The organism is Francisella hispaniensis FSC454, assembly GCF_001885235.1.
Classification (GTDB): Bacteria; Pseudomonadota; Gammaproteobacteria; order Francisellales; family Francisellaceae; genus Francisella; species Francisella hispaniensis.
Genome location: NZ_CP018093.1, coordinates 879,303 through 892,305 on the forward strand (window position 1 = coordinate 879,303; position 13,003 = coordinate 892,305).

Below are 13,003 nucleotides of genomic sequence, written 5' to 3' on the forward strand. Positions count from 1 at the left end.
TCTATAATATATCAAAAATTAAACTAAAATTTATGAAAAAATGCAAAAGGATATATCTCCTAAAAACGTAATCTTTGCTGGTTTAGCAACTAGTGTAGAGTATTTTGATTTTGCGCTATTTGCATATGTAACTGTTTTTATTTCTGCAGCTTTTTTCCCTGATAGTAACTCAACTGTGGCGACAATTAAAACATTTGGAATGTTTGCCGCGGGTTATCTTATGCGTCCTATAGGTGGAGTATTTTTTGGTAATCTAGGTGATAAAGTAGGACGTAAAAAAGTATTGATCATAACGGTTGCTCTAATGGCTATTTCAACTGCGATTATCGCTTTTACTCCAAACTACCAACAAATTGGTATAGTTTCTGTACTTTTAATTATTTTTGCGCGAATGATACAAGGTTTCTCAATTGGTGGCGAGTATAATGGTGTACTAGCAATATTAAGTGAGCAAGCCCCAGATAATAAGCGTGGTTTAATTACAGCATTTGGGACATTTTTTTCAGGATTTGGAGTATTCTTAGGTACTGTGGTAGTCTTTATATTCTCAAGCTTTTTGTCACAAGAGCAGATGTATTCTTATGGTTGGCGACTGTGTTTTGTGATCGGTACGGTAATGGCTATATTAGTGCTTATATTACAGTTTAGGCAAGATGAGTCACCAGAGTATCTAAGAGCAAAACATGATAACCTTCTTGAAGATACTCCAGTAGTTTCAGCCATTAGAGAGTATCCTTATCAAATATTTGTGGTGTTTGCCCTAGCTGGTTATTTAGGTATTGTTTATTATATGGTTTCGGCATTTATTCCATCTTTATTAGAAGGCTTGTTGCATTACTCGACAAATGTAGCAATGCTAGTAACTATGGTTGCATCAATATGCTATTTTGCAACAGCACCATTATGGGGAGCTGTTTCAGATAAGATTGGGCGTAAGAAAGTCTTACTAACATCTTGTACAGGGGTTGGAATATTAATTTATCCAAGTTTATTCGTGATAAATAGTATGAACTCACCATTATTTTCTTGCATAGTAATGTCATTATTGATGCTACTCATATCAGCAGCAACAGCAACATTTGTAGTGGCTATTAATGAGCTTTTTCCAACGCATCTTAGATTTAGTGGTGTTGCAACTGGTTATAATGTTAGTAATGCACTATTAGGCGGGACAGTACCATTAGTTTCTAGTATCTTAATTGTATATTTTGGTCAGATGGCACCAGCATTATACGCCATTATAGCTTCTGTGGTAATTGTAGTTATTGTTACAAAAATGCCTGAAACTAGAGGGATTGAGTTGGAAGAGTAGCTATTTAGTAGTAGTGTCTATATCAAACAAATTTTTATCCATCAAATGACTAGGCAATACATTTGATAGTGAATTCAAAATATTACTAGGTACTTTTGGATTTTCAAGCGCTAAATCTTGGATAAGTTTTTTAACTTTCTTTCTTTTGAGATTTTCTTGCGAACCACATAGATTACATGGGATTATCGGGAAATTCTCTTCTTTAGCAAATTCTATCAGATCACGTTCTTGTACTAACACCATTGGGCGGATTACAGTATTTTCACCATCTTGAGTAATAAACTTAGGCGGCATAGATTTTATCTGGCCTTGGTAGAGGATTGACATTAATAATGATTGAATTAAATCATCGCGATGATGTCCAAGAATTATTTTATCCATTTTATGCTCTTTTGCATATCTATAAATGTTACCACGACGCAACCTAGAGCATAATGAACAATAAGTTTTACCCTCTGGAACTTTGTCTATGACTACACCATAAGTGTTTTTTGTCTCAATTTCATAAGATGCACCGAGATCATCAAGATATTTTCTAAGTTGACTATCATCCCAACCTGGTTGAGACTGATCTAGTGTATATACATGAAGGTCAATATCGTAAGTTTTATCCTCAATTAAACCATGTAAAACTTTTAGCAGCCCAAATGAGTCTTTACCGCCAGATAGGCATAACATAACTTTATCACCTTTATCAAGAAGCTTATAGTCTGCAATAGCCTTGGTGATGTAATGGCGCAGTTTTTTCTCAGTCTTTGTCATTTATTTATAAGCCTTTTTAAATAACCTATCTTTTTCACGTGCCCAATCTTTATCTTTTTGAGCTTGGCGCTTATCATGAACTTTTTTACCTTGAGCTAATGCTATCTCTATTTTTACTCGTGGACCTTTCCAATACATAGCAAGAGGTACACATGTAAAACCTTTTTGCTCAATTCTCCCCATAATCTTATCAATCTCACGACGATTGAGAAGTAGCTTACGTGTTGCTGCAGCATCTGCAACCACATGGGTTGAGGCAGATAGTAAAGGTGTGATTAGACAATTAAAAAGCCATGCTTCACCATGTTTAATATGCACATGACTATCAACCATTTGTACTTTACCAGCGCGAATACTTTTTACTTCCCAGCCTTGTAGAACTATTCCAGCTTCAAATTTCTCTAAAATAGTATAATCATGCAAGGCTTTTTTGTTTTTAGCAATAGTCGCTGGAGAAACCTTATGTTTACTCATAACTTTATTATTTTTTGTAAAAGATATACAATGTAATGCTATATATTATCAGCAAAACGCAAAAGATTAAATAAATGAATAAGGTTAATAAATCTGCAGTTGTAAATTATAGTGCTGCACAGATGTACGAGCTTGTAAATGACATTAGAAGCTACCCTAAATTTCTGCCAATGTGCTATGATATCGAAATCTTTGAGCAGACTGAAACAGAGACAAAAGCATCATTGAAAATAAAGTCTGGATTTGTGAAGCTTGATTTTGGTACGCATAATACAATGGTCAAAAATGAGCATATTCATCTCAACTTAATGAATGGTCCATTTAAAAGCTTAACTGGTGATTGGAAGTTTGAGCCAATAGATGAAAACTCATGTAAAGTTTCACTAGATATGGAATTTACTTTCGAAAATAAATTTGTTGAAATGGCACTTGGACCAGTTTTTCGCGGTTTAGCAGATAAGATGTTAGGAGCTTTTTGTAAGCGTGCAGAAGAGGTTTATAAGTAGTGAAAATAGAAGTTATCTATGCTTTAGCTAATGAGCAACAGTCTTTTTTTGTTGAAGTTGATGAAGCTATCACTGTTAGACAAGCTCTCAAATTATCTAAAATATCACATAAATACCCAGAGTTAGGGGATATCGAGAATTTGAAAGTGGGTGTATATGGCCAGTTAGTAGATTTAGATTATCAACTAAAAGATAGAGATAGGGTAGAAATCTATAGAAATCTAACTATTGACCCAAAACAAGCTCGTATGCTAAGAGCAGAACAAAAGCGTAAAAAAGAAGGTATTAGACTTTTTGGAGCATAAAAGAGTTTTCAACGCAGAGATCATCATACATTAGAGAATTTTTTATGATTAAAAGAATAGCTATTATCGGTGCTGGTCTTGCGGGATGTTCATTGGCGTATGAGTTAAGTAAATCAGGTAGCTTTGATATAACTATATTTGATAAGAATTCTGAAGTAGCTGATGAAGCTTCAGGTAATTTTGCCGGTATATTAGCGCCGTATTTAACTTCTGATAATAACTTCTCTGATCAATTTCATACTCTTGGTTATAGCTTATTAGTCGATTTTATAAACCAGTATAAAAATGACATACAAATTTGTAATCAAGGAGTAATTCAACTTCTAAGTGATCCAAAAGAGCAACATAGATATCAAAAAATTTTTTTAAATAGAGATATAGATTCAAATGTTGCTAAATTACTATCAGCTATAGAAGTCTCTCAACTTATAAATATAACTACTTCAAAAAATGCTATTTATTATCCGCATGCTTTAGCATTAGTACCTAAAAGTATTTGTCAATTATGGCTTAAATTATCTGATGTTGAATTAAAGTTAGATAATGAACTATTAGATATCGAAAGAACAGTAAATAATACTTGGCAATTAGAGTTTAATAATTTTAAAGAAAATTTTGATATTGTAATTTTTGCAGGTGGATACCAGCTATTTAAGCAAATAACTCAACTCCAAAAAATCCCGGTATATCCATCACAAGGCCAATTAACAGTTATAGAAAAAAGTTTTGATATCACAAAAACTATTATGGATAAAGGCTATATAATTCCAAACTATAAGCAAAATTTACAAGTTATCGGTGCAACCTTTCGTGATAATGATGATACTAATGCAGCTATCAGAGAAGAGGATGATAACTTTAATATAGCTCAAATAAAACAAATGCTAGATAATAGTATAGCAGGTATAAATATAGTTGATTCAAGAGTAGCTACACGATGTGTGACATCAGATCATTTACCATTGGTTGGTAAACTAGTTGATTATGCTAAGTTTGAAAAAGATTTTTATAAACCTCTATCCAGAGGCTATCCAAAAGCAAAAATGCCAAAGATTGAATATCAACAAGGTCTATATGTAGCTTCAGGATTTGGATCAAAAGGTTTATGTTCATCATTATTAGCAGCCAAGATTATAACTGCACAAATAACTAATCAAAAACCACCATGTTGTGATAAATTATTAGCTGCTCTAGCAATAGAGCGTTTTTGGATTCGTGGCTTTAAAAGGGGTATAAAGTTTTTATAAAATTATTGCTAAGCTTATTTATACACCAAAGTAATTGGCTATAATAGTAAAATTTTCTAAGCTAAATTGTATAGATATGAAGTTAAGAGTAAAAACAATCTTGTTGTTAGTAACTTTTAGCATGGTATTGTCTAGTTGTGGGATTAAATGGGAAACTCCAGTAAATGATCGTGATCCTTATGAGAAATATAATAGAAAAGTCTTTTATTGGAATAATAAGTTATACAGTTTTTTAACTCCAGCTGCAAAAACTTATAATTTTATTGTTCCTGATGCAGTTCAGACAGGTATATTTAATATTTTTCAGAACTTATTTGAGCCTAGTAGAGTCGCAAATGATTTATTTCAAGGTGAGTGGGGTTATGCAGGTGATGATAGCATGCGTTTTTTAGCTAACACTACACTTGGAGTAGCAGGTTTCTTTGATGTTGCAAATAGTTGGTTTAATCTACCAATGAGGTATCACCAAGATTTTGCTGTGACATTACACAAGTGGGGAGTATATAAAAAAGGCTATGCATCCCCTTATATAGTTTGGCCAGTCTTTGGTCCTGGAACTATAGAGGGAGTTACTGATAGTGTTGATGCGCTATTTAATCCACTTTCATATTTATTTTTAGCTCCGGGAGTGGGCACATTTACCGCATATGTTGTTAACTATAGTGTTTATGGTTTATATTATACAAACCAAGGGGTTTCGTATTTACCAGCATATTCAAATTTAGAAGAAGTATCTATTGACCCATATGCTGCTTTGCGTAATGCTTATATACAAAATTATGATTATGGTATGGCAAAAGTCCTTAAACAAAAAGATCCAACTTTAGATTCAACACAACAGAATAATCAAGCGATATTAAGTGTTTTAGGTATTAGTGATAAAAATAGCAAATCAGAAATAGCATCAAGTGGCGAAAGTTTTGTTCAAGCCTCACCAAATACTCCGGCTGTGCTTAAAAGTAGTCTTTCAAGTGTAAACCAGGTTGCTGAAGTTTAATTTAAGCTAACAATGCAATTTTTAAAAATATTTTTTGGCTTATCTTTGTTTCTTTAATGTACTGTTTTTTGTTATCTTATATTTATTATGTTAAAAATTACACTGAGGTTTTTAGTGAAAAAATTATTTGTAAATTTAATGTCATTGTTGATACTGTTACCAAGTTTAACTTTAATTGCTGCACCAGTCCCGACAGGTTATGATTTTATTCCTATCCAAGAAGAGATGCAAATTGCTCAACCAGTTGTGCAAAAGCATGGAATGGTTGCATCTCAAGAAGCTCTTGCAAGTAAGGTAGGCTTAGATATCCTAAAGCAAGGTGGTAATGCTGTTGATGCTGCGGTAGCTGTTGGTTTTGCTTTGGCGGTCACTCTACCTAGAGCAGGTAATCTTGCTGGTGGTGGATTTATGATTATTCATCTACAAGATGGTAATAAGAATATAGCTATAAACTATCGTGAAAAAGCCCCAGCAAAAGCATCTCGCGATATGTTTCTAGATGATAAAGGTAATGTTGACTATAGTAAAGTTTCTGGTTCTTACAGTGCTTCAGGTGTACCTGGCACAGTTGCTGGCTTAATCGATGCGCAACAAAAATATGGTAAATTAAAACTATCACAGGTTATTGCTCCTGCTATCAAACTTGCCGAAAATGGTATTCCTGTAAGTTATGATTTTCATCAGTCGCTTGTAACTGCAAAACCGTGGTTACAAAAATCTCCAGACGCTATGAGAATCTTTTATAAAAAAGATGGATCTGCCTATGAGGTGGGAGAAATCCTAAAGCAACCTGAACTTGCTAATAGTCTAAAGCTAATTGCAAAACAAGGCAAAAAAGCTTTCTATGAAGGAGAAATAGCTCATAAGATAGCTGATAGTATGGCTAAAAATGGTGGTTTAATAACATTACAAGATTTGAAAAATTATAATATTGAGGAGATGAAACCACTTAAAGGAACTTATAGAGGCTATACTATATACTCTATGCCACCACCAAGTTCAGGTGGAGTAATCCTAATTGAGCTACTAAATATTTTAGAGAATTTCCCATTATCTGACTATGGTAACAATAGTGCTAAAACTATCAATCTTATGAGTAATGCAATGAGTTACGCATATAATGACAGAAACTCTGACTTAGGCGATCCGGATTTTGTTAAGATGGATTTAGCTAAGTTCTTATCTAAAAAATATGCAAAACAGATTGCTAAAAAGATAACTACAGATAAGCATATTCCTAGTAAAGATATTAGTAGTATAGATCCAGATGATCATGAAAAACTACAAACTACTCATTTTAGTATCGTTGATAAAGATGGCAATATGGTATCAAATACTTATACGCTAAACTATTCTTATGGAAGTGGTATTGTAGTACCAGGAACTGGAATCTTATTAAATAACGAAATGGATGATTTCACTGCTAAAGTTGGTGTGGCAAATGTTTTTGGTTTGGTTCAGGGTGAGGCAAATACAGTCGCACCAAATAAACGACCACTAAGCTCAATGACTCCAACGATAATATTAGATAAGGATGGTAATCCTTTCTTAGCTACAGGTTCTCCTGGTGGTAGCCGTATTATTACAACAACGCTACAAGTGATTCTAAATGTAATTGATTTTAATATGAATCTTCAAGCAGCGGTTAATAATCCTCGTATACATAGTCAATTATGGCCAGAAGAGATTGGTATAGAGCAGGGTATATCTGTAGATACAATTAATCTACTTAAGAAGATGGGTAACACTATCACTCCTTATGCTGCTATGGGAGCAGCTGAGTCTGTAATGTCAGATGGTCAATATGTTTATGGTGCTGCAGATCCTCGTAGAGGTAATGCCTTAGCGGTAGGGTATTGATTGTTTACAAAATAAGTTCATAAGTATTTTATAAGTTTTGGTTAATTTAGGAGTCATTTGTTTTATAAAACATTATATTGTCCAAGTTAAAATACAAAATACTGGTGAATTATTTTTGTTTGTAGTATAAATCAGATAGCAGGATGAAAAAGTAATACTCAAAATGGTTTGGAGAAAATTATAGTATAATTGTTGATTGTAACAAGCAAGTGATAACCTAATAGTGTTAGAAGTATAGAGAACTTTGCCACCTCACTTAGTGGTTATACTAGAACTTCCTGTAGTTTATAAAGTTTTTAATGCGGTAAATCATAAAGGTATAATTGAAAAGCTTATATTAATAGAGTTGATAGAGCTCCTAATGCGTTAAGCAGAAATAAAGCTCTAGTAATTTATACTCCAACAAATGGTAAAATAGCTGCAGCTACTTTTGTTAGTTAGAGTAATAAAGTTACATTAACCTAAGACTAAAAACAGGTGCTTAATAAAATATATTCCTAGCTATTATGCGATAAAAGCTATAAATATTTGGCTGATAAAGTTATTTGAAATAGTTTAATCGGTTAGCTAACAATAATTTAAGCAAGTTTGATTATCAGTAAAAGCATGCTTGTGCTAGCGGCTATAAAATAATTGGTAATGAGAAAGATTATTGGTTTAACCTGATTTAGCTTTAATTCTTAGAGGTTCTGAAGGATAGAAGCTAATAGAATCAATACTTTCATATTTTAAATTTTTATCAAAATAAATAAGTTTATGATTTATTCGACAGTCTTTCACATATGTTTTTAAAACTTATCAAATCCTTTATGAGATTCTATAGTATCATGGAAGTTTAAAAATCTTCTAATATCGATTCTTCTATGTTCTCCAGAATCAAAAAAAGCTTCAACATGCTACATTTAACTCTCTCAGTCTTACCATTTTTTACGGTCTAGCGAATTTAGTAAAATTTTGATTAATCTTGGAGTGATTAAGCTTTTATAAGTTGATGATCAGCCGTTCCTTTATATTTAATAGAGCCCTTGCGAAATAGAACTCTACTACTTTTAGCTTTTAATCTAGAAACTTAATATACACTAGCTTATTTTAAAACTGTAATATTATTCTTACAATTATTTACAATACTTTACGATGCTTTACAACGATTTACTTTTTTTATTATAGTATGTTTATTCATAATGAAAAACTTTGGAAATAAAAACGATGAAAAAAATAACATTACTTACTCTTCTGTTACCATGTTTATTCCTAAACGGATACTCTGTAAGCTTAGACAGCTATTTAAGTTATGTCGAACAAAAATTTGATAAATCAACTTCTACTGAAGCTAAAAGATATGAAGTGATTAAGCCTCTTAATATTAAATATTTATCTGAGGTTAGTTCTATTGAGGATATAGATGAATCACAGTTGGTCGTAGAAGATTTCAAGACTATTTCTTTTTCTAATGCTTTGGCATTAGCTATTGCTTCAGGTGATGTAAAAAAAACTAAAAAATTTTTAAAAGTAATTGATGATGTTAATGACGGTAAATTAGTTTCATCAGCAGGACGTGAAGAATTAGTAATAGGATTACCTCATATTGCTGTAAATCCACTTAGACAATTGAAAATATTTGATAAGCAAGCTAAATTAGATTCTGATCATGCAATAAAGATGCTTAGAATAATTGATTTATTAGCCCAACGTGGTGCTAATTTTAACATGTCGGACTGTGCGGAGTATAATGGACGTTTATATCTTTATAACAACACTCCCCTTGTTCATGCTGAATCAGTTAGTTCTTATTATTCATCTGACTTAAAGCCACAGTATGAGCTTATGGCTAGAGCTATATTATATGGTGCTGATCCTAAACTTTATGACTTATCAGGTTATTTGATTGAGTATTATAAAGGCGGTCTTAAGAATCTGAAGCCTCTAATATTAGAATATTATGCACAATTGTCTATTAATCCAATAAAGTCTAAAAAAGTTAAGTTAGCAGAATCTGTATTGGTTTATCAAGACATTTCAAAGATAATTGAAGCTATTGATAAAAAACAATCTAATAGTTCAGTTCATAAAACTGCACCAAAAGCTGTCAATAAAGTTAGTAGTCAGTCGGATAATGAAAGTACACCAAAAGCTGTTACTGAAGTTAGCAGTTCATTGTGTTGTTCAATATTGTAGAAAATTTTACCAATTTGTTAATTTTTGAGTCTGCTGCTGTTGATTTAATAATATCTTGATTATGACTAAATTCTATAAAACATAGATATCAAGGATATTTGTGTTTTAGTGATCATGGATTTTTATTTTTGTTTATATAAGAATAGTTTTAGAATGCTCTAATTCTAAAATAACAGAAATTACTTTTTTCTACTTTAGTATTTGTTTGTAGCTTAGCCACTTTAGTAAACTTTTGATTAATCCTGCAGTGATTAAGCTTTTATAAGTTGATGATCAGCCGTTCCTTTATATTTAATAGAGCCCTTGCGAAATAGAACTCTACTACTTTTAGCTTTTAATCTAGAAACTTAATACACATTAGCTTATTTTAAAACTGTAATATTATTCTTACAATTATTTACAATAATTTACGAGGCTTTACAACGATTTACTTTTTTTATTATAGTATGTTTATCAATAACGAAAACTTTGGAAATAAAAACGATGAAAAAAATAACATTACTTACTCTTCTGTTACCATGTTTATTCCTAAACGGATACTCTGTAAGCTTAGACAAGTATTTAAGTTATGTCGAACAAAAATTTGATAAATCAACTTCTACTGAAGCTAAAAGATATGAAGTGATTAAGCCTCTTAATATTAAATATTTATCTGAGGTTAGTTCTATTGAGGATATAGATGAATTACAGTTGGTCATAAAAGATTTCAAGACTATTCCTATTTCTAATGCTTTGGCATTAGCTATTGCTTCAGCTGATATACAAAAAACCCAAAAATTTTTACAAGTAATTGGTTATATTAATAGCGATGTATTAGCTTCATCATTAGGATCTGAAAAATTAGTAGGATTACCTCATATTGCTGTAAATCCAATTGAACAACTGAAAATATTTGATAAACAAGCTAAATTAGATTCTGATCATGCAGAAAGGATGCTTGAAATAATTGATTTATTAGCCCAACGTGGTGCTAATTTTAACATGTCGGGCTATGTGATCTATTATGGACATTTATGTTCTTACAACAGTACTCCCCTTGTTCATGCTGCAATGGTTAGTTCTATGAATTCATCTAACTTAAAGCCACAGTATGAGCTTATGGCAAGAGCTATATTATATGGTGCTGATCCTGGACGTAAAGGCACATCAGATTATTTGTTTAAATATTGTGATTACAACGGACTTAATAGCCTAAAGCCTTTAATATTAGAATATTATGCAGAATTGTCTACAGACCCAATAAAGTTTAAAAAAGTTAAGTTACCAAAATCTGTAATGGATAAACAAGTTTCAGAAATATGTAAAGCTATTGACAAAAAACGATTTAATAGTTCAGATCATGAAAGTACGCCAAAAGCTGTCAATAAAGTTAGTAGTCAGTCGGATAATGAAAGTACACAAAAAGCTGTTACTGAAGTTAGCAGTTCATTGTGTTGTTCAATATTGTAGAAAATTTTACCAATTTGTTAATTTTTAAATCTGCTGCTGTTGATTTAATAATATCTTGATTATGACTAAATTCTATAAAACATAGATATCAAGGATATTTGTGTTTTAGTGATCATGGATTTTTTATTTTTGTTTATATAAGAATAGTTTTAGAATGCTCTAATTCTAAAATAACAGAAATTACTTTTTCTACTTTAGTATTTGTTTGTAGCTTAGCCACTTTAGTAAACTTTTGATTAATCCTGCAGTGATTAAGCTTTTATAAGTTGATGATCAGCCGTTCCTTTATATTTAATAGAGCCCTTGCGAAATAGAACTTTACTACTTTTAGCTTTTAATCTAGAAACTTAATATACACTAGCTTATTTTAAAACTGTAATATTATTCTTACAATTATTTACAATACTTTACGAGGCTTTACAACGATTTACTTTTTTTATTATAGTATGTTTATTCATAATGAAAAACTTTGGAAATAAAAACGATGAAAAAAATAACATTACTTACTCTTCTGTTACCATGTTTATTCCTAAACGGATACTCTGTAAGCTTAGACAAGTATTTAAGTTATGTCGAACAAAGATTTGATAAATCAATTTCTCCTGAAGCTAAAATATATGAAGTGATTAAGCGTCTTAATATTAAATATTTATCTGAGGTTAGTTCTATTGAGGATATAGATGAATCACAGTTGGTCGTAGAAGATTTCAAGACTATTCCTTTTTCTAATGCTTTGGCATTAGCTATTGCTTCAGGTGATGTAAAAAAAACTAAAAAATTTTCACAAGTAATTCTTTATATTAATTTCGATGTATTAGCTTCATCACCAGGATATAGAAAATTAGCAGGATTACCTCATATTGCTGTAAATCCAATTGAACAACTGAAAATATTTGATAATGAAGCTAAATTAGATTCTGCTTATGTAAAAAGAATGCTTGAAATAATTGATTTATTAGCCCAACGTGGTGCCAATTTTAATATGTCTGGCAAGGTGAACTATAACGGACATTCATATATTTATAACAATACTCCTCTTGTTTATGCTGAATCAGTTAGTTCTCATTATTCATCTGACTTAAAGAAGCTACAGTATGAGCTTATGGCTAGAGCTATATTATATGGTGCTGATCCTAAACTTTATGGATTAGAAGGTCTTCGTTTGAATGAGTATTCTAAAGAAGATCTTAAGAATCTGAAGCCTCTAATATTAAAATATTATACAGAATTGTCTATTAATCCAGAAAAGTTTGAAAAAGTTAAGTTAGCAAAATCTGTAATGGATCATCAAGACATTTCAAAGATAATTGAAGCTATTGATAAAAAACAATCTAATAGTTCGGTTCATAAAACTGCACCAAAAGCTGTCAATAAAGTTAGTAGTCTGTCGGATAATGAAAGTACACCAAAAGCTGTTACTGAAGTTAGCAGTTCATTGTGTTGTTCAATATTGTAGAAAATTTTACCAATTTGTTAATTTTTGAGTCTGCTGCTGTTGATTTAATAATATCTTGATTATGACTAAATTCTATAAAACATAGATATCAAGGATATTTGTGTTTTAGTGATCATGGATTTTTATTTTTGTTTATATAAGAATAGTTTTAGAATGCTCTAATTCTAAAATAACAGAAATTACTTTTTCTACTTTAGTATTTGTTTGTAGCTTAGCCACTTTAGTAAACTTTTGATTAATCCTGCAGTGATTAAGCTTTTATAAGTTGATGATCAGCCGTTCCTTTATATTTAATAGAGCCCTTGCGAAATAGAACTCTACTACTTTTAGCTTTTAATCTAGAAACTTAATATACACTAGCTTATTTTAAAACTGTAATATTATTCTTACAATTATTTACAATACTTTACGAGGCTTTACAACGATTTACTTTTTTTATTATAGTATGTTTATTCATAAT

The 13,003-nt window shown here is 31.2% G+C and carries 11 protein-coding genes; 9 read left to right on the forward strand and 2 right to left on the reverse strand.

The features are described from left to right. The first annotated feature begins 40 nt into the window (after positions 1-40). Entirely contained in the window at positions 41-1,312 is a 1,272-nt protein-coding gene (locus tag FSC454_RS04320) for an MFS transporter (protein WP_066047267.1), read from the forward strand. Here FSC454_RS04320 and ttcA read toward each other — a convergent pair whose 3' ends face one another. Next, positions 1,313-2,074 (reverse strand): tRNA 2-thiocytidine(32) synthetase TtcA, encoded by a 762-nt coding sequence (gene ttcA, locus FSC454_RS04325; protein WP_066047270.1) that lies wholly within the window; start codon positions 2,072-2,074, stop codon positions 1,313-1,315. It lies immediately after the preceding gene. After that, complete coding sequence (gene smpB / locus FSC454_RS04330) at positions 2,075-2,548, reverse strand: SsrA-binding protein SmpB (protein WP_066047273.1); 474 nt, start codon at positions 2,546-2,548, stop codon at positions 2,075-2,077. Between the two features lie 74 nt (positions 2,549-2,622). Between smpB and FSC454_RS04335 the strand changes: the two genes are divergently transcribed. The 8 genes from FSC454_RS04335 (at position 2,623) to FSC454_RS04370 (ending at position 12,543) form a co-directional block, all read left to right on the forward strand. Beyond that, positions 2,623-3,054: a type II toxin-antitoxin system RatA family toxin gene (locus tag FSC454_RS04335; protein ID WP_014548497.1), complete on the forward strand. Its 432-nt coding sequence runs from the start codon at positions 2,623-2,625 to the stop codon at positions 3,052-3,054. Continuing rightward, complete coding sequence (locus tag FSC454_RS04340) at positions 3,054-3,359, forward strand: RnfH family protein (protein ID WP_014548496.1); 306 nt, start codon at positions 3,054-3,056, stop codon at positions 3,357-3,359. The genes FSC454_RS04335 and FSC454_RS04340 overlap by 1 nt, the downstream gene beginning before the upstream one ends. Before the next feature lie 44 nt (positions 3,360-3,403). Beyond that, on the forward strand, positions 3,404-4,606 hold the full coding sequence (gene mnmC1, locus FSC454_RS04345; protein WP_066047276.1) for an FAD-dependent 5-carboxymethylaminomethyl-2-thiouridine(34) oxidoreductase MnmC1: 1,203 nt from the start codon (positions 3,404-3,406) through the stop codon (positions 4,604-4,606). A gap of 76 nt (positions 4,607-4,682) precedes the next feature. After that, positions 4,683-5,603 carry an MlaA family lipoprotein gene (locus FSC454_RS04350; RefSeq protein WP_066047278.1) on the forward strand — a complete coding sequence of 307 codons (921 nt, stop codon included), beginning with the start codon at positions 4,683-4,685 and terminating at the stop codon, positions 5,601-5,603. 114 nt (positions 5,604-5,717) lie between these two features. Beyond that, positions 5,718-7,463, forward strand: a complete 1,746-nt coding sequence (gene ggt / locus FSC454_RS04355; RefSeq protein WP_066047281.1) for a gamma-glutamyltransferase — start codon at positions 5,718-5,720, stop codon at positions 7,461-7,463. A 1,206-nt stretch (positions 7,464-8,669) separates the two neighbouring features. Next, positions 8,670-9,638 carry a hypothetical protein gene (locus FSC454_RS04360; protein WP_071794786.1) on the forward strand — a complete coding sequence of 323 codons (969 nt, stop codon included), beginning with the start codon at positions 8,670-8,672 and terminating at the stop codon, positions 9,636-9,638. Between the two features lie 483 nt (positions 9,639-10,121). Beyond that, positions 10,122-11,087: a hypothetical protein gene (locus tag FSC454_RS04365; protein WP_071794787.1), complete on the forward strand. Its 966-nt coding sequence runs from the start codon at positions 10,122-10,124 to the stop codon at positions 11,085-11,087. A 484-nt stretch (positions 11,088-11,571) separates the two neighbouring features. Then, positions 11,572-12,543, forward strand: coding sequence for a hypothetical protein (locus FSC454_RS04370; RefSeq protein WP_071794788.1), 972 nt, complete (start codon positions 11,572-11,574; stop codon positions 12,541-12,543). Positions 12,544-13,003: the final 460 nt, after the last annotated feature.